The 19,270-nt window shown below is 50.9% G+C and carries 11 protein-coding genes and 1 pseudogene; all 12 read left to right on the top strand.

The window, feature by feature from the left end:
* The first annotated feature begins 5 nt into the window (after positions 1–5).
* Positions 6–4,265 carry a DNA-directed RNA polymerase subunit beta' gene (gene rpoC, locus DWW03_RS12860; RefSeq protein WP_015548059.1) on the top strand — a complete coding sequence of 1,420 codons (4,260 nt, stop codon included), beginning with the start codon at positions 6–8 and terminating at the stop codon, positions 4,263–4,265.
* A gap of 211 nt (positions 4,266–4,476) precedes the next feature.
* Positions 4,477–4,851 (top strand): Arm DNA-binding domain-containing protein, encoded by a 375-nt coding sequence (locus DWW03_RS16905; protein WP_229028895.1) that lies wholly within the window; start codon positions 4,477–4,479, stop codon positions 4,849–4,851.
* Positions 4,852–5,116: 265 nt separating this feature from the next.
* A complete protein-coding gene (locus tag DWW03_RS16900; protein WP_240046636.1) occupies positions 5,117–5,314 on the top strand; it encodes a tyrosine-type recombinase/integrase in 198 nt (65 codons plus the stop codon).
* A 501-nt stretch (positions 5,315–5,815) separates the two neighbouring features.
* Positions 5,816–6,088: a hypothetical protein gene (locus tag DWW03_RS16785; protein WP_044054612.1), complete on the top strand. Its 273-nt coding sequence runs from the start codon at positions 5,816–5,818 to the stop codon at positions 6,086–6,088.
* A 321-nt stretch (positions 6,089–6,409) separates the two neighbouring features.
* The gene (locus DWW03_RS12840) at positions 6,410–6,988 is read left to right on the top strand and encodes an RNA polymerase sigma-70 factor (protein WP_015546241.1); all 579 of its coding nucleotides are present in this window, start codon (positions 6,410–6,412) and stop codon (positions 6,986–6,988) included.
* Positions 6,989–7,085: 97 nt separating this feature from the next.
* A complete protein-coding gene (locus DWW03_RS12835) occupies positions 7,086–8,021 on the top strand; it encodes a FecR family protein (RefSeq protein WP_044054007.1) in 936 nt (311 codons plus the stop codon).
* A 185-nt stretch (positions 8,022–8,206) separates the two neighbouring features.
* Positions 8,207–11,527 (top strand): SusC/RagA family TonB-linked outer membrane protein, encoded by a 3,321-nt coding sequence (locus tag DWW03_RS12830; RefSeq protein ID WP_118406830.1) that lies wholly within the window; start codon positions 8,207–8,209, stop codon positions 11,525–11,527.
* 15 nt (positions 11,528–11,542) lie between these two features.
* Positions 11,543–13,117: a SusD/RagB family nutrient-binding outer membrane lipoprotein gene (locus DWW03_RS12825; protein WP_015546238.1), complete on the top strand. Its 1,575-nt coding sequence runs from the start codon at positions 11,543–11,545 to the stop codon at positions 13,115–13,117.
* A gap of 32 nt (positions 13,118–13,149) precedes the next feature.
* Complete coding sequence (locus DWW03_RS12820) at positions 13,150–15,468, top strand: glycoside hydrolase family 18 (protein WP_022061062.1); 2,319 nt, start codon at positions 13,150–13,152, stop codon at positions 15,466–15,468.
* A gap of 20 nt (positions 15,469–15,488) precedes the next feature.
* On the top strand, positions 15,489–16,700 hold the full coding sequence (locus DWW03_RS12815; RefSeq protein WP_022061061.1) for a DUF1735 and LamG domain-containing protein: 1,212 nt from the start codon (positions 15,489–15,491) through the stop codon (positions 16,698–16,700).
* A gap of 140 nt (positions 16,701–16,840) precedes the next feature.
* The gene (locus DWW03_RS12810; protein ID WP_022061060.1) at positions 16,841–18,901 is read left to right on the top strand and encodes a family 20 glycosylhydrolase; all 2,061 of its coding nucleotides are present in this window, start codon (positions 16,841–16,843) and stop codon (positions 18,899–18,901) included.
* An 18-nt stretch (positions 18,902–18,919) separates the two neighbouring features.
* Positions 18,920–19,270 (top strand): annotated as a pseudogene (locus tag DWW03_RS12805) (MFS transporter); the annotation flags it as partial.

Raw genomic sequence — 19,270 nt, 5'->3', positions numbered from 1 at the left:
CAAATATGTCAATTACCAAAGACAATAAACCGAATAATGGTTACAGCCGGATTTCGATCGGCCTGGCCTCCCCCGAGGAGATTCTGGCCCAGTCGAGCGGCGAGGTGCTGAAGCCCGAGACCATTAACTACCGTACCTACAAGCCCGAACGCGACGGTCTGTTCTGCGAACGGATTTTCGGCCCGGTGAAGGATTACGAGTGCCACTGCGGTAAGTACAAGCGCATCCGCTACAAAGGCATCGTCTGCGACCGCTGCGGCGTGGAGGTGACCGAGAAGAAGGTGCGCCGCGAGCGCATGGGACACATCTCGCTGGTGGTTCCGGTGGTGCACATCTGGTATTTCCGCTCGCTGCCTTCGAAGATCGGCTACCTGCTGGGCATTCCGTCGAAGAAACTCGAGGCGATCATCTACTACGAACGTTACGTCGTGATCAACGCCGGCGCCGCCTCGGAGCAGGGCATCGAGCGTCTGGCCACGCTTTCGGAGAAGGAGTACCTCGACGTGGTGGCCGCGCTGCCGAAGGGCAACCAGTCGCTCGACGATTCGGACCCCAACAAGTTCGTCGCCATGATGGGCGCCGAGGCCGTCTACACGCTGCTGAAGCAGGTGGACCTCGACTCGATGTCCTACGCCCTGCGCCACAAGGCCTCGACCGAGACCTCGCAGCAGCGTAAGTCGGAGGCGCTGAAGTGTCTGAACGTCATCGAGTCGTTCCGCGCCTCGGAGGGCAAGAACAAGCCCGAGTGGATGGTGCTGAACGTGATTCCGGTGATCCCGCCCGAGCTGCGCCCGCTGGTGCCGCTGGACGGCGGACGTTTCGCCACGTCGGACCTGAACGACCTCTACCGCCGCGTCATCATCCGCAACAACCGCCTCAAACGTCTGATCGAGATCAAGGCCCCGGAGGTGATTCTGCGCAACGAGAAGCGCATGTTGCAGGAGGCCGTCGACTCGCTGTTCGACAACTCGCGCAAGAGCAACGCCGTGAAGAACGAGTCGAACCGTCCGCTCAAGTCGCTGTCGGATTCGCTCAAGGGCAAGCAGGGCCGCTTCCGCCAGAACCTGCTGGGTAAGCGTGTCGACTACTCGGCCCGTTCGGTCATCGTCGTCGGTCCCGAGCTGAAGATGCACGAGATGGGCATTCCGAAGGACATGGCCGCCGAACTTTACAAGCCGTTCGTGATCCGCAAGCTCATCGAGCGCGGCATCGTCAAGACGGTGAAGTCGGCCAAGAAGATCATCGACCGCAAGGACCCCGTGATCTGGGGCATTCTGGAGAATGTCATCAAGGGACACCCCGTGCTGATGAACCGCGCCCCGACGCTGCACCGCCTCGGTATCCAGGCGTTCCAGCCCAAACTGATCGAGGGCAAGGCCATGCAGCTGCACCCGCTGGCATGTACGGCGTTCAACGCCGACTTCGACGGCGACCAGATGGCCGTACACCTGCCGCTGGGCAACGCCGCCATCCTGGAGGCCCAGCTGCTGATGCTGGGTTCGCACAACGTCCTCAATCCCGCGAACGGCGCGCCGATCACGGTCCCTTCGCAGGACATGGTCCTCGGTCTCTACTACATCACCAAGCCCCGCAAGGGCGTGAAGGGCGAAGGCCGCGTATTCTACGGCGCCGAGGAGGCGATCATCGCCTACAACGAGGGCCGGGCCGACCTGCACGCCATCGTGAAGTGTATGGTCGACGACCTGGACGAGCAGGGTAACGAGGTGCGCGTGCTGAAGGAGACGACCATCGGCCGCATCCTCTTCAACCAGGTGGTTCCCAAGGAGGTAGGCTATATCAACGAGATTCTGACGAAGCGTTCGCTGCGCGACATCATCGCCGTGGTGATGAAGAAGGCCGGTGCCGACAAGGTGGCCGCGTTCCTCGACGACATCAAGAATATGGGTTACCGGATGGCCTTCCGCGGCGGTCTGTCGTTCAACCTCGATGCCGTGATCATCCCCGAAGAGAAGGAGAAGCTCGTGCAGGAGGGCTACGAACGTTCGGACTCCATCATGGAGGACTACAACATGGGTCTTATCACCAACAACGAGCGTTACAACCAGATCATCGACGTCTGGACGAATATCAATACCAAGCTGACGAAGGCCGTGATCGAGACGCTGATCAAGGACAATGACGGTTTCAACCCGGTATACATGATGCTCGACTCCGGCGCCCGTGGTTCGAAGGAGCAGATCCGTCAGTTGAGCGGTATGCGCGGTCTGATGGCCAAGCCGCAGAAGTCGGGCGTCGAGGGTGGCCAGCAGGTCATCGAGAACCCGATTCTCTCGAACTTCAAGGAGGGACTTTCGGTGCTGGAGTACTTCATTTCGACCCACGGCGCCCGTAAGGGTCTTGCCGACACCGCCCTGAAGACGGCCGACGCAGGTTACCTGACGCGCCGTCTGGTGGATGTGGCGCAGGACGTGATCATCAACGAGGAGGACTGCGGCACGCTGCGCGGCCTGACGGCTACGGCCATCAAGCGCAACGACGACGTGGTGCAGACCCTCTACGACCGTATTCTGGGCCGTGTGGCCCTGAACGACGTGATTCACCCGCTGACCGGCGAGGTGATCTGCAAGGCCGGCGAGGAGATCACCGAGCCGATCGCCGAAGCCATCGAGAAATCGCCGCTGGAGTCGGTGGAGATCCGTTCGGTGCTGACCTGCGAGTCGCGCCGCGGCGTCTGCGCGAAGTGCTACGGCCGCAACCTGGCCACGGCCCGCATGGTTCAGAAGGGCGAGGTCGTCGGCGTCATCGCCGCGCAGTCCATCGGCGAGCCGGGTACGCAGCTGACCCTGCGTACGTTCCACGTCGGCGGTGTGGCCGGCGGCACGGCTGTCGAGACCAACGTCGTTTCGAAATACGAAGGCCGTCTGGAGATCGACGAGCTGCGCACCGTCAAGGGCAAGAATGCAGCCGGCGAGGCGATCGACATCGTGATTTCGCGTCAGTCGGAGTTCCGCATCGTCGACCCCAAGACCGACATCGTCCTCTATACGCACAACCTGCCCTACGGCGCGACGCTCTTCATGGCGGACGGCTCCGAGGTCAAGAAGGGCGACCTGATCTGCGAGTGGGACCCCTACAACGCCGTTATCATTTCGGAGTACGAGGGTAAGGCCTCCTACGAGAGCGTTATCGAGGGTATCACCTACCGCGACGAGCGCGACGAGCAGACGGGCCTTTCGGAGAAGGTCGTGATCGAGTCGAAGGACAAGACCAAGAACCCCGTCATCAAGATCGTCGACCGCGAAGGTCTGGAGGTCAAGCAGTACAACCTGCCCGTGGGCGCCCACGTGGTCGTGAAGGACAACGCCCGCATCAAGGCCGGCGACATCCTGATCAAGATTCCGCGCGCCGTCGGCAAGTCGGGCGGCGACATCACCGGCGGTCTGCCGCGTGTTACGGAGCTGTTCGAGGCCCGCAACCCGTCGAACCCCGCCATCGTATCGGAGATCGACGGCGAGGTGGCGTTCGGCAAGATCAAGCGCGGTAACCGCGAGATCATCATCACCTCGAAGCAGGGCGACGTGAAACGCTATCTGGTTCCCCTGTCGCGTCAGATCATCGTGCAGGAGAACGACTACGTGAAGGCCGGCAGCCCGCTGTCGGACGGTGCGATCACCCCGAGCGACATCCTCAATATCCTCGGCCCGACGAAGGTGCAGGAGTACATCGTCAACGAGGTGCAGGAGGTGTACCGCATGCAGGGTGTGAAGATCAACGACAAGCACTTCGAGGTCATCGTCCGCCAGATGATGAACAAGGTGAAGATCGAGGACCCGGGAGACACCCGTTTCTTCGAGGATCAGGTTGTCGACAAGTGGGAGTTCATGGATGTGAACGACGAGTTGTACGACAAGGTGGTCGTCACCGACGCGGGCGATTCGACATCGTTGCAGCCCGGGCAGATCGTTTCGCTGCGTAAGCTGCGCGACGAGAATTCGAGCCTCAAGCGCCGCGACCAGCAGCCGGTGCAGGTGCGCGACATCGTGCCCGCGACTTCGACCCAGGTGTTGCAGGGTATCACCCGCGCCGCACTCCAGACTTCGAGCTTCATCTCGGCGGCTTCGTTCCAGGAGACGACCAAGGTGCTGAACGAGGCGGCCATCCAGGCCAAGGTCGATCCGCTGGAGAACCTCAAGGAGAACGTGATCTGCGGTCACCTGATCCCCGGCGGTACGGGCCTGCGCGACTACGACGACCTCGTAGTCGGTTCGAAGGCCGATCTGGAGTCGCTCCAGCAGGCGCAGTAGCCGAAGACGAAGGGGGGGGGCTATGGCGACGACGTGTCGCCGGGCAGTTGCCCTTCGTGTACATATCGAAAAAAGCCGCTCCCGAAAGGGTGCGGCTTTTTGTAGGAGCAGTACAATGCATAAAAGTGTAAATGTTTTGTTTACAGGTATTTAATGTATTGATTTCCGTAGGTTCCGAAACACTCAAAGGCAGAATCGGGCAGGTTTAACGGTGAGTTGTATTACTTATCCGTTACCTGCCCGAAATGCTTTATTTCGCATTAAAGCGCTTGTTTTTCAGCTTGTTGTGCCGAATTCTCGCATGCCAAATAACTTGACTAAACGTTTAACCCATCCAACAAGTTCAAGTTATTATGCAACGCAGCACGTTCAAAGTCCTTTTCTACGTAAAAAGGCAGTCGGAGAAATCGGGCCAGATTCCCGTCATGGCCGTATTACGATCAACGGTACGATGTCGCAGTTCAGCTGCAAACTCACCGTTCGTTCTTCTTTTTGGGATACCAAGGCAAATAAAGCAGCCGGCAAAAGCCTCGAAGCCCAACGCATCAACCGAATGTCTTCGTCTTCTGCGCATTTACAGGTTTAAGCTATGCGAACGTTTCGAAACTGACCCATACAGATATTCATACAGACGACAACGGGGATCGTTGGATCATCGACAAGCGTCAGAAGACGGGTACACAGTTCCGTGTCAAACTTCTCCCCGTTGCTGAAATGATTTACGACTGTTATAAGGACATGCACCTCTCGGGAGACAGGGCCTTCCCGCTCAAAGGCACCTATAATACGTTGAATATGTCGTTACGGCATGTTACCAGGCATGCCGGTTGCCGTTCAATCCGACGATCCATGTGGCCCGGCATACATTTGCCACGACGGTCACGCTCACGCAGGGCGTACCGTTGGAAACCGTATCGAAGATGCTGGGACATAAACATATCACCACGACCCAAATTTACGCCCAAATCACCAACGACAAGATCGGACAAGATATGACGGCATTGAGCGGAGAAATTCAACCGTGTTTTCAAGGTCGCGCAGCAACCTAATATTCAAGCAATTCCCAGCCGGCGAGAAAGACGATATTCTGCGCCCCGGACGCTACCCTGCGAACGCTCTCCAAATCCACGACCGGAACACTTATGCTGATAGCCAGCAAATAACCTGTGAAGGGAATTTTCCGATGCCATTCTTCTGACGACATAAGGCAGTGCATAATTAAGAGTTTTTTATAAGCGATAAATTAAAGAATTCTTGTGTTCATGAATTTGTGATTTTGGTGATTCACGACTGTATTCATTCGTGAACGACTTCTTTTATGCAGAGGAGATGGGAGGCGTTCCTGCCTGCCATATCGATTCCATGAATGACTTGTAAAAGGAATGTAGGAAAGAGGGTTTTGAATCTCGCGTTTCATCTTTTGATAGTGAAAGATTTTATTTGTGATGCATTCGGGTTTTATGTCCGCTCCAGTCCGTTCGGCGGTTTTTTTCGTGCCGGACGGTTGTAATATTACACCCCGGAACTGATCCGGCTATGGAAGCCGATTTATTGTAAAATGTATCTTCGCCGAGGAGTTCATCATCATCAGACGCGCCCCTTCGAAAGTGCAGTTCATCGCTCGACACAACGAGTTTTATTTTCAATTTCAGAAACTGGCCAATAACTATAACCAGATTGTAAAGGTCGTCAATGCGCACTTTTCCAACATTGCGATCCCGCATCAGATTGCCATGTTGGAACAACAGACACGCGAATTGAAAGTCCTAAGCATCGAAATTCTCAACCCCGCAAAACAGGCTAAGGAATGGTTGCGAATATAAGGTCGGGCCCCTCGCCTAGTGGAGCGTTGTATTATAACAAGGAGAAAGTGGATAAGGATAAAGCGGAAGTACTCTTTGGGCAGAAGATGTTAGAGCTGTTCGACAAATATGGACAGTGGATGTTGTACCTCGATTAACAAACAGAAATGATTGCGTCAGTGTACCATAAAATACGTGTAAATTTGCTTTTAATTCAAACAACGCATCTATTTAATATGTTGGTAAAAATGGTGCAAAGCAGATAATATTTTATAATAAGACAGAAAATGTTATCTTTGTTTTATAAAGTTTGGGCGTGAATCTGAGTAAATAGGGTAACATATGATGCGAAAAGCTGATGTTTCCTTCGAGGAACTTTATAATTGCTATAAAGTTCGTTTCGAAAGGTTTGCCATAAGTTATATACAAGATCGCAGTGTAGCGGAAGATATTGTAACCGATTCATTCGTCTATTGGTGGGAACACAGAGATCGAGTTGGATCGAAAGACGAAAATCCTGCGGCTTATATTCTTGCGACTATTCGACATAAATGTCTCAATCATCTGCGTGCGTTACAAGTTCGATTGCGGAGTCATAACGAGATCAGAGAATCTCAAAGTCGTATTGTGCAGGAGAATATCCGGTCGTTGGAGCTTTGTGATCCCGTCCATCTTTTTGCTGGAGAGGTTGAGGCTCTCGTTCGGCAAAGTTTGGAAGAACTACCGGAATTGACCCGTTATATTTTTATAGATCAACGCCTTAAGGGTAAGTCTTATCGGGATATTGCTGTCGAGTATGCCATTTCTGAACGACGAGTTGAAACTGAACTTGCCCGTGCATTGGATAAATTGCGTAGAAGATTGAAGGATTATCTGCCTGTGATACTTGTATCCTTGGTTCTAAGTCGTTTCATTCGTTGATTTTTCGTTTTTTACAAAAAAAAATTATATTTTTTGCGGGAAACAGTCTCGCAGAAGTGTTTTATTTATGTAAGCGCCTGAAAAGGCTGCATGTAAGATGGAAAAAGAAACCTTATATCGTTTTTTTCGAGGAGAAACTACTCCTGATGAGCAGCAATGCTTGATGGATTGGCTTGATGCCGACGAAGAACACCGCCGAACATTTGATCGAGAACGACAAATGTATAATGCCTTGTTGTTGTTTGCTCCGCAGAAACAGGTTGCTTTCCGTCAGTCGATTGGCTTGCGGCGAATAATCGGATATGCAGCTCAAATTGCCGCAATGCTTGCTTTGGCAGTGGGGATCGGTTGGGGATATGTTTCCTATCACGAGCATTCCTGGGAAGCGCTTACAACTCGTATCTCTGCCCCTGAAGGGCAACGTGTCAATCTGAAATTGCAGGATGGCACTGAAGTGTGGCTCAATTCGGGTGCAGAACTTGAATATCCGTCTCTTTTTGCCGGGGATACTCGCCGGGTTCGGTTGGCCGGTGAAGCATTTTTCGATGTCAGCCACGATGCCAGCAAGCCGTTTGTCGTAGAAACTTTTGCGTGCCGGGTTGAAGTGCTCGGAACTCGCTTCAACGTGAATGCCGATGTGCAGCACTCTGGTTTTTCGACCACTTTGCTGCGTGGCAGTGTTCGCCTAACATCATTGGAGGATTCTCGACAGCAAGTTGTGCTCAAACCTGATGAAAAGGCCGTATTCGAAAATGGAAAATTGACCCTTCATAGAGCAGATGACCCTAACGAATATCTATGGGTCAAAGGGCTGATCTCTATCAGTGGGCTTGATTTCAAAGAGGTGATACATCGTATGGAGCATTGTTACGGCGTGCGTATCAACCTCAATGTTGCTCCAATACCAACATTGGAGGCAATGGGTAAACTTCGCATTTCCGACGGTATCGAGCATGCTCTCGGCATATTGCAGCGCAATTGCAAATTCAATTACATGTACAACCACGAAACCAACGAAATAACCATTTATTAGCTAACCTTTTATGAACCTTAAACCCACCTGCCTATGATGTAATTCCGCATCCTATTTTGCGCGTTATCTTTTTATAAAAAGATGCCCGAACTGCTGTCACAGTTTCGGGCACTGGAGGGTAACGTCGTTATTTGAATTAATTCCGGATATTTCCGGCTCATTATCCCTCTTTAATTTACAAAGATATGAAGAAAAAAACTATCAGGCAATCAAAACGTCTGATAATCTCGCTGTTCGTAACTTTCTTTTGTCTTACGGCCTCGGCTGCTCAGGCACAGACAGCGCTCGTAACCATTGATTTGCAACAGGTGAAGATGGTGCAGGTAATGGACGAAATCGAAAATCAGACCAAGTATTTGTTTATTTATGATAAAAATATGGACACGGGGCGTTTGGTCAATGTGCATGTTAATAAGCGTCCTGTTGCTGAGGCTCTTGATCAGATGGTGAAGGGAACAGATGTGGTTTATGAAATTCAAGGTTCCAATATTATTCTTACTGTCAGGAGCCAACAAACGGATGGTCCGAAAGTCGTGTCGGGAAAAGTAACGGACAATAAAGGTGATGCTGTGATAGGTGCGGCAATACTTGTCAAAGGAACGACTGTTGGCACGAGTTCAGGTGTCGACGGAGTTTATACGTTGCGTATTCCAGAAGTGAATGCAAATACTATGATAACGGTTAATTATCTGGGATATGAGCCGATTGAACTGCTTGTCGGCACCCGGGAGCGAATTGATATCGTTTTGCAGGAACAGTCGCTTGGTGTAGATGCTGTCGTGGTGACGGCGCTCGGTATCAAGAAACAGGAAAAAGCATTGACCTATAATGTTCAGGAGGTTTCTGGCTCTATTGTCAATACGGTTAAGGATGCCAATTTCGTCAATTCGCTTTCCGGAAAGATCGCAGGCTTGCAGATCAATGCCAGCGCTTCGGGAGCCGGAGGTTCGACGCGTGTGGTTATGCGTGGCGTGAAGTCGATCAACGGGGATAACAATGCACTTTATGTAGTTGACGGCATTCCGCTTCCGAGCCTGCGTTCTAAACAGACGGAAGGCATTTATGAAACGCCCGATGGTGGCGATTACGAAGGTATCGCCAACATCAACCCAGAGGACATCGAGTCGATGTCTGTATTGACGGGAGCTACGGCAGCCGCTCTCTATGGTTCACAGGGAGCCAACGGTGTGATCCTTATTACTACTAAAAAGGGACAAGAAGGACGTGTGCGTGTTAACTATGCCAACAATACAACCTTTTCATCGCCTCTCGTAATGCCTGAGTTTCAGAATACCTATGGTACGAGTTCAGACGCACCTTCAATGAGTTGGGGTGAGAAGTTGGTTTCCCCCCCCCATCGTTATGACCCCGAAGATTTTTTCCAGACCGGGTTTGATGAAACGAACTCGATTGGCATCACCGCTGGTACCGAGCGTAATCAGACTTATTTTTCGGCCGCTTCTGTAAACACGCGGGGCATTATTCCCAACAATGTCTACAACCGTTATAATTTTTCCTTGCGGAATTCCGCCGTGCTTCTGCCTGAAAAGCTGACGCTCGATTTGGGTGCTACTTATATGAAGCAGTATTCGCGGAATGCATTGGTGCAGGGTATCTATCACAATCCGCTGATCGGCGTCTATCTGTTTCCGCGAGGAGATGATATCCGTAAGTATCAACTTTACGAGCGTTATAATGCTGGTTTGGGTTACAGCGAACAATTTTGGGGTTTGGAATTCATTAATGGCGTGGAAAATCCTTATTGGGTTACCAATCGAGAGCTGTTCGAGAATAATATGCAGCGTTATACATTCAATGCTACGCTCAAATGGAATGTTACCGATTGGTTGACTCTGTCCGGTCGGGTGCGTACGGACAACACGCGGATGAATTATACGCGTAAAATCTATGCCTCTTCGAATACTCTTTTTGCATCGGAATATGGTAACTACTTGAACCATACAATGAGTCATAATAACCTCTATGCTGATGCCCTTTTGTCCATCGACAAGAGTTTTTTCGACAGAGCGCTTTCCCTGCAATTTAACTTGGGAGCCAGTCTTACGGATGACAAACATTCACTGGTCGGTTATGAGGGACATTTGGCCGGTATTCCGAATAAATTCACTTATAACAATATCGTATCGAGCGACCTGAACACACTACCCGGTCAAGAGAATTACCATGATCAGAATCAGGCCGTTTATGCCACGTTACAACTGGGTTGGAAAGGGATGCTTTATCTGGATGTGACGGCTCGTAACGAATGGGCTTCGCAGTTGGCTTTTACGGATGAATTGAATATCTTTTATCCTTCAGTAGGCCTTTCTGCCGTGATCTCGTCGATGGCAGATCTTTCGAAAACAGGCATTTCGTTCCTTAAAATTCGGACCTCGTACGCCGAGGTCGGCAACCCGCCGCAGCGTTACATTACGGGACGGAATTATTCGATCAAGGGAGGCGTTGTGACAACCGAAACGATCGCTCCTGCTACGCATTTGCGTCCGGAGCGTACCAAATCTTTCGAAGTAGGTATGAATGCAAAGTTTCTCGACAACAAGATCTGGGCTGATTTTACTTACTATAATACGGCGACTTATAACCAGTTGTTCTGCTATGACGCCCCTCCCTCGACCGGTTACAAGAAGGCCTATTTGAATGCCGGTAAAGTCAATAACTGGGGTATTGAGGCTGTTGCCGGCTATAAGAACACGTGGAAGAATTTCTCATGGTCGACGAGTTTCACTTTTTCGATGAACCGCAATACGATTCGCGAACTGGTTCCCGAAGGAACGATTGATCCCGTAACGGGAGCTGAAGTGAATCTTCCGGAAGTGAATATGGATTTCGGAGGTTATCGGGTTAAGTTGAAAAAGGGCGGCTCTATCGGAGATTTCTATGTGACAGGTCTTAAAACCGATGACAAAGGCAACATTTATGTCGATCCGAACTCGAATACGGTGACGACCGATCCCGACACCTGGATTTATGCAGGAAATACGGATGCGCGTGCCCGTTTGGGATGGAATAACCAGTTCTCCTGGAAAGGTATTTCACTCGGTGCATTGTTCGATGCGCGCATCGGCGGTCGCGGTGTGTCGGTGACACAAGCTTTGATGGACCGCTTCGGGGTTTCGGAAGCTTCGGTTGATGCTCGTGAAAACGGGATTCAGCTTTCGGAACATCAGATGCTTCCTGGTTCCGGAGCTCAGGAGTTCTTTAATAATACAGGCGACGGTATGGGCATGCTGGCTCGCTATGTCTACGATATGGATAATGTGCGTCTGCGGGAGCTTTCATTGGGTTATGACCTGCCCTCGAAATGGTTCCGTAACAAGATGCAGGCGACGGTGTCGCTTGTGGGCCGCAACCTTTGGATGCTTTATAACAAAGCTCCGTTCGATCCCGAACAGACCGCTTCGACAAGCACTTATTATCAGGGAATCGACTTTTTCATGCAGCCAAGTGTCCGTACAATCGGTTTCAGCGTGAGACTTCAATTCTAAAACGATAGAATCATCATGAAAAATACTTTATATAGAACCAAAATTGGTTTGGCTTTCGTTACGGCTTCGCTGTTGACAATGGTATCTTGTACGGGCGATTTCGAGCATTTCAATACCGACCCGAATTCCGCACAGCAAATCGACCCGACTACATTGATCACCTCCATGGAGCTGGATGCAATGTATCCCACTACGGGTGAAACGACGGTTCCTGTGAATAATTATCAGACAGGTTGGAACTTGTTGGCAGACCATTATGCCGGTTACATGGCATGTGCCAATCATTGGGAGGGTGGTATCAATCCACTCGTTTATAATTTGACGAATAATTGGCGCAGTACTGTCTTTTCGGTTGCATTTACGCAAGTGATGCCTGCATGGCTTCAACTCAAAGCGGCCTACGATCAGGGATTGGTTGCCGGCGAGGTGATGGCTGTCGGAGATATTCTGAAGGTTGTGACTCTTCACCGGGCCAGCGATATGTATGGTCCCCTGCCTGTACTCCATTTCGGGGAGGCTCGCTCGCCTTATGATGCTCAAGATGTACTTTACGACCATTTTTTCCAGACGCTCAATAATTCGATTTCCGTTTTGGAAGATTTTCTTGCTACAACGCCCGACAGCAAAGCGTTGGTGAAGGTTGATGCCGTTTATGGCGGGGATTTTGCCAAATGGCTGAAATTTGCCCGTTCGCTCAAACTGCGTCTGGCGATGCGTATCCGCTATGTCGAGCCGGACCTGGCCCTTCAATATGCGCAGGAAGCCATTGAGGGCGGGGTCATCACCTCGACGGATGAGAATGCCTTGTTGCAGACTTATCGCCAGATTACGGTCACCAATCCGTTGGAAATGATTTGGAACTCCTACAACGATGCCCGTATGGGAGCTTCGATGGATTCGTATCTGAATGGTTATGAAGATCCGCGCCGCGAGAAGATGTTCCAACCTGCGACCATTACCGGAGGAGGTTTTCATGGTGTGGTTAACGGTTTGGGGTCGACCGAACAGAAATTTTATACCAAGATGTCCGCTCCAAACATTTTCGGTGAGACTCCGATGCGTTGGCTGCTTGCTTCGGAGGTGGCTTTCCTGAAAGCGGAATTCAAACTGCTGAAAGGCGATAAGAGCGGGGCCAAATCCGATTATGAAGAGGGCATTCGTCTGTCGTTTCTCGAGAACGGATTGTCCGCATCTGATGCTGCCGATTATGCGCAGAGTATGAAGACCCCTGCCCGATTCATAGATATGTCGGAAAATCCGACCAAGTATTCAAAGAATGCATTAGGAACCGTTTCTGTGAAGTGGGCCGAAGATGGAAATGAGTTGGAGCGAATCATTACTCAAAAGTGGATCGCCCTCTACCCTAATGGGATGGAGGCATGGGCCGAGTTCCGTCGCACGGGTTTCCCGAAACTTTTCCCGATTAACGAAAATAGCAACGATCCGTCGATTGACAAAAATAAGCAGATTCGACGGGTGATTTTCCCCAAGAGCGAGTATGCGAACAACGCCGGAGCCGTGAATGCTGCGACGCGCTTGTTGGGAGGACCCGACAGTGGAGGTACCCGACTTTGGTGGGATGCCCGATAAAAGTCGAATAGAAATCACAAATGAATTTCATTATGAAAAATAGTATAAAACATTTTCTGTTGCCGCTCGTTTGTGGAATTGCGTTCATTTCCTGTGAGAAGCAGACCACTCCTGAGCCGGTTCAAATCCAACGTCCGGAATTACAGTCGCCCATCGTACGTGACGATGTTTATTATGCCCGTTTGCGTGCTTACAAGAAAACGGATCACAAACTCGCTTTCGGCTGGTTTGGTTCTTGGACAGCTATTGGCGCTTCAGAACAGAGCCGTTTGCGCAGTGCACCCGACTCGATGGATATTATCTCCATGTGGAGTCAGTGGCACAGTTTGAGCCGGGAGCAGATCGAAGACAAAGCTTTCGTGCAGCAGGTATTGGGGACGAAGGTTGTTTTCTGCATTTCAGCAAAAGATGTTCCCGAAGAGTTCAAGGTTGACGGTCAGATCACCGATGAGTCCCTTAAAGACTATGCCAGGGCATGGGGCAAGGATTCAATTGATAAATATCAATATGACGGTATTGATATTGACTTCGAAACCGCTGCAGACCATTTGGGACCGCTGAATACCACGCCCGGACTGTTTAAGAAGTTCTGCGAAGAGTTGAGCCAATATATCGGTCCTAAATCGGGGACAGGACGTCTGTTCCTGATCGACGGTAACATTGATGCTCTTGATCAGGGTATTGCCGAACTTTGTAATTATGGCGTTTCGCAGGCTTATGGATGCTCGTCTGCGACCATGGGCTATACATCATTGACAAGCCGTACGGCAAGTGCAGAACGGGTGGGCTGGAAAGCCGATCAGCTTATTTTTACTGAAAATTTCGAGTCTTATTGGAAAAGTGGCGGTAGACCTCATACGACCTTATCTGGTGAACAGATGATGTCGTTGCAGGGTATGGCCGATTTTGCGGTAAATGGCACTTCGTGCGGCTTTGGCGCTTATCACATGGAGTATGAATATGGCCATTCGGATATGCCTTATAAATATATGCGTCAGGCGATTCAGTATGCAAATCCGGCCCCGCATGGGGACTATTCGAAAAATTTGGTTACGTTGAACGAGGCAGGCGAGTACGCTTTCGAGATTCCGGTCTTTCCTTCGGGCATGAGTGACGGCATCCGGTTCTCGTTGACGGGCTCGTTGACGGGTGTCCCGACAGCCGATGCCGAGATTCCGCTGGTTGTGGACAACAGTCTGGTGACGGCTTATAACAATTATTATTATACGGAATATAAAACGCTGGATCCCGCACTTATCTCTTTTTCCGGACCGCTTCATTTCGTGGCCGGGTCACAGGATTCGGAAACTCCGGTTATCGTCGGCATTACAGATGTTACGACATTGGGTGATGAGGAATATTTGGTTCCAGTGCGTGTTGATTTCTCAAAGCATTCAGGTTTTTCTGCCAATACCGACAAAGAGGTTTGTTACCTTAAGTTGAAGACGAAGCAGCAGGTTTGTGTTCTGTCGCTTCCTGGAATGGAGCAGGTGACTGAAATCTCTGTGATGCAAGGAGAAGACGGTATGGTCATTGAGAAGAAAGGTTATACGTTGCAATTGCAGGCCTCCATCGGAGTGCCTGTCGATAGCAAATTTTCCATTGTGGCTGATCCTGCCTTGGTTGATAGTTATAACAAACAGCACGGCACGAAATACACCCCGATGTCTGCGAATGATGTAACGCTTCCAGACGAGTTGTTGCTTCCGAAAAATAGTCAGGCGACCACCCCTGTTGAGATTAAGGCTGTTGATTATGAAAAACTGACGTCGGACGGATCGATGGTGGTTTTGAAAGTCGATCTTGGCGGGAATGCGGATTTCAATACCATTGGAGATAAGGATATTGTTAAATTCGTGGTATTCAAAAAGATGGAAGGGAATATTGAGGAAAATGCTACGCGGGTTCCCGGTACGGTGATTGCGGATATGAGCGGATGGACTTATGATGCTCCGGGTGCAGAAGGGCTCGTCTCTTCGCAAATGTTCGACGGAGCAATAGCGATGAATCAATCAGGCTGGTATATTACAAACGGCTCCGTGACGGCGACTGTCGATATGGTGAATGTTCATACGCTTGCAGGTTTCCGCATCCGTCCCATGTATGGTTTAGGCTATTATAAGGTATTACGGCTTTATGACGTGAAGACGAGCGAAGACGGTCAGCATTGGGTTTCGCAATCGGGGGATTCTTTCGTCTCTTTGGCTTTGAGCGGTGATGATTGGCAGTATGTGAAATTCTATAAGCCTGTTTCTTGCCGTTTTGTCCGAATGACCTATCGTTGCGATAAAGAGAGTGCGCTCAATGGTTATGTAGGATGCAATGAATTCAATGCCATTGCTTCGAATTAATTGTTAAATACGGAAAAACTATGAACCTGAAATATTTTATTGTTTTTGTCGCAGGTATGGCTGCTCTTGCAGGGTGTCAGGAGGCTTCCGAATACATACCGTCGATTTATATCACCGAGGCACAGCGGCAAGAGGTTAAAACCATTACGATCTCCCAAGCTGGAGAAAAAGCCGAATTTACAGTTTCGGCGGCACAGATTGTCGACCGTGATACGCATGTGTCGTTTGAAGCATGTCCGGAACTGGTTGCGGATTATAATGACAGATACGGACGGACTGCCGTTGCACTCGAAGACTTTACGTTTGCGAAAAAAGAAGTGGTGATTGCTGCCGGTAAAAATGTTTCGGAAAGTGTCGAAGTTGTCGTGAACGAGGAACTGAAACCGGGAACATTCTATTGTCTGCCGGTCAAGATCGCCTCTACGGACGGAGGCATGTCGATCTTGGAATCGTCGAGTAAGCTTTTTCTTGTATTCCGGGCACCGGTTAGGAGTAAAGCGGTCTATATTGGGTCAGGCAACAAGTGCTTTGTTCCGACTTTCCCCGAGCATCCCTCATTTGAAGGATTGAATCTCGAAACGATGCAGGAGGTGACGCTTGAATGCCGTGTTATGGTTAATGCATTTAAGGAGAGCGATCCTTACATATCGTCGATTATGGGCTTTGAGGGTGAAGTTTGTATGCGTTTCGGCGATGTGAAGATCGGCTATGACGTGCTCCAGGTCTGCAAAGGCGATTATCAGCCGGCAGCTATCAGTTCGCCTTGTGCTTTGAACCAATGGTACCATGTGGCTGCCGTATGGTCGCGCTCTGTGTTGCGTGTTTACATCGACGGAAAACTTGTTGCCGAGCAAAAGCACCAGGGAGAGACGGTTGATATTGCAGGTTATCATAAGTTGGATGGCGGCAGCCATATCGGATTTGGTTTGGGTGCAGCTTCGGTTTATCAGGGTAACCGTCCGCTTAACGGTTATTTGGCCGAGGCACGTGTCTGGTCGCGGGCGCTCTCGTCGAATGAAATCGCCAACAACAAGGATTTGGTGGTTGTCGATCCGCAGTCGCCCGGCTTGCTGGCCTATTGGAAGATGAACGAATGCGAAGTGCTTGAAGAGCCTCGTAGAGACCCGATTCTTAATCGCATTTTCTATAATCGGATTGTCGATCAGACGGGCCACGGATATGATGCCTACGGGGAAGGAAGAAATCCGGATTTTATTGACACCAATTGGTAAGCGACATACATTTTTTCGAAATGGTCCTGTTTTTTGAATCCCTATTTTAAGCAACGGACCTCGTTGTACGGAAAAATGCAGTGCTATGTATCGAAGCGGGCGGCCTGCAAGCCGTCCGCTTTTTAATTAAAAAATAAACTATGAAATTACGATATCTGTTTCTTGCCGCAGTGTTGTTTGCCGGGGCATGCAGCCGGCCGTCGGAGACCTTTTCTACGGGAATCATTCCCGTTCCGCAGCATGTGAATTGGGGTGAAGGGACATTCCGTATGCCTCGGACGTTGACTTATGTCACTGATCTTGAGGGGCAGGAAAAAGCCGATCTTGCAGCGTGGATGGAGCGTTCGGTTGCAGGCCGGTTTTTCCCCGTTCCTTTTGTCGAAGCCCTCGAAGGCGATATTCCGGCTCTGCGGTTGCGGATTGCAGATAAAGGTGCCCCCGAGAGTTATCGGCTTGATGTCGTCCGCGACAGCATGACGATTACGGCTCCTGATGCAGCCGGTTTGTTTTACGGTTTGCAGTCGCTGGCGCAGTTGGCAGAGCATACGGGGCAACGTATTCCCGCCGTTACGATCGAAGACGCTCCGCGTTTCGCTTACCGGGGCTTCATGCTCGACGTATCGCGTCATTTCCGGGATAAGGAGTTTGTCAAACGGCAACTCGATCTGCTGGCCCGCTACAAGCTCAACCGGTTTCATTGGCATCTGACCGACGGTGCTGGCTGGCGTATCGAGATCAAGAAATATCCCGAGTTGACGGATTTTGCGGCTTGGAGGCCCTATTCCTGTTATACGGAGTGGTATTACGGCGACCGGCGTTACTGTCATCGGGATGATCCTGCGGCCGAAGGCGGTTATTATATGCAGGAGGAGATCCGCGAGGTGGTTGAATACGCTCGCGCCCTGCATATCACCGTGATTCCCGAGATTGAGATGCCCGGGCATAGCGAGGAGGTGCTGGCAACCTATCCGCAACTTGCCTGCAGCGGCAAGCCTTATGTCAATAAGGACTTGTGTATTGGCAATGAAGAAACCTTCGAATTTCTGAAGAATGTGCTTTCGGAAGTCATTGAACTTTTTCCCTCGGAATATATCCATATTGGAGGTGATGAAGCGGACAAGGCGAGTTGGGCGACATGTCCGCGCTGTCGGACTCGGATGAGGCAGGAAGGACTGGAAGATGTTGACGGATTGCAGAGCTATCTGGTGCATCGTGTTGAGGTGTTTCTTAACGGTAAGGGACGCCGTTTGCTGGGCTGGGACGAGATTCTGCAAGGCGGATTGGCTCCGGACGCTACGGTGATGTCGTGGCGAGGTTCCGAGGGCGGTATTGCAGCCGCCCGTGCGGGACATCAGGCCGTGATGACTCCCAATAGTTATTGTTACCTTGATTATTGCCAAGATGATCCTACGCGTGAACCGGCTGCTGCTGCGGCTTTCGTCACGCTTGAAAAGGCTTATTCCCTGGATCCGGCTCCCGATTCGCTCGGCGTCGATGTAGTGCCGATGATCCTTGGTGTGCAGGGTAATTTGTGGTGCGAGCATGTGCCGACCGGGGAACATGCCGAGCATATGATATGGCCGCGCTTGATGGCTATTGCCGAAGTGGGGTGGAGCCTTCCGGAACGCAAGGATTACGATGATTTTCATGCCCGCGTACTCGATGCCGTGGCGTGGATGCAAGAGAGGGGATATCATCCTTTCGATCAGAAGAATGCCGTAGGGGACCGTCCCGAATCAATCGAACCTGTTCTGTGCCTCTCGACAGGCAAACCGGTTGTTTACCATACGCCTTACAGCCCGAAATACGCGGCTGTGGGCGATGGCTCGCTGACCGACGGGCTGCGCGGAGACTGGAATTACGGCGACGGCCGCTGGCAAGGCTGGCTCGATACAGACATTGATCTGGTGGTTGATTTGGGGGAATGCTGTTCAGTGAAACATATTGCCGCAGACTTTATGCAGGGATTCTATGCTGATATTTGGATGCCTCGGGCGGTTGAAATTTCTGTTTCGAACGATAATAAGGCGTATACGATGCTTGCGACCGTTGAGAACGACGTGCCGTTCGATTTCAGACAGGACTGTTACCGGACGTTTGGCTGGACGGGTGAATCCCAAGGACGTTATATTCGGCTGAAAGCCTTTCATAACGGACATCCTGGCGGATGGATTTTCACCGATGAGATAATTGTGGAGTAATACGTTGATCCTACAGAAATGAATCTTTCTTCGCGTTCACCCCTTCGGTGGGTTCCATCGCTCTACTTTGCGATGGGGCTTCCGTTTGTGGTTCTGAACATGGTTTCTGCGGTTCTGTACAAGGACCTGGGGATCTCGGATGCTCAGATCGCGTTCTGGACCTCTCTGATCATGTGGCCATGGACGATCAAGTTTCTGTGGAGCCCTTTTTTGGAGCTTTACCGGACGAAGAAGTTCTGGGTCGTGGGGAGCCAGTTGCTGAGCGGCGTTCTGTTCGGCGTCGCGGCCCTGTCGCTTCACCTTCCGCTGTTCTTCTCGGTCAGTGTTGCTGTCTTTGCGGTCGTTGCCTTCAGCGGGGCGACGCACGAC

The organism is Alistipes sp. AF14-19, from assembly GCF_003461645.1.
In the GTDB taxonomy this organism is placed as follows: Bacteria; Bacteroidota; Bacteroidia; order Bacteroidales; family Rikenellaceae; genus Alistipes; species Alistipes shahii.
Note: the sequence above shows the minus strand (reverse complement) of the source record. Positions and strands in the feature narration are given on the sequence as shown.

Coding starts and splice junctions, on each gene's coding strand:
- DWW03_RS12830 (WP_118406830.1), top strand. CDS start 8,207: ATGAAGAAAAAAACTATCAGGCAATCAAAACGTCTGATAATCTCGCTG.
- DWW03_RS12835 (WP_044054007.1), top strand. CDS start 7,086: ATGGAAAAAGAAACCTTATATCGTTTTTTTCGAGGAGAAACTACTCCT.
- rpoC (WP_015548059.1), top strand. CDS start 6: ATGTCAATTACCAAAGACAATAAACCGAATAATGGTTACAGCCGGATT.
- DWW03_RS12810 (WP_022061060.1), top strand. CDS start 16,841: ATGAAATTACGATATCTGTTTCTTGCCGCAGTGTTGTTTGCCGGGGCA.
- DWW03_RS12825 (WP_015546238.1), top strand. CDS start 11,543: ATGAAAAATACTTTATATAGAACCAAAATTGGTTTGGCTTTCGTTACG.
- DWW03_RS12840 (WP_015546241.1), top strand. CDS start 6,410: ATGATGCGAAAAGCTGATGTTTCCTTCGAGGAACTTTATAATTGCTAT.
- DWW03_RS12820 (WP_022061062.1), top strand. CDS start 13,150: ATGAAAAATAGTATAAAACATTTTCTGTTGCCGCTCGTTTGTGGAATT.
- DWW03_RS12815 (WP_022061061.1), top strand. CDS start 15,489: ATGAACCTGAAATATTTTATTGTTTTTGTCGCAGGTATGGCTGCTCTT.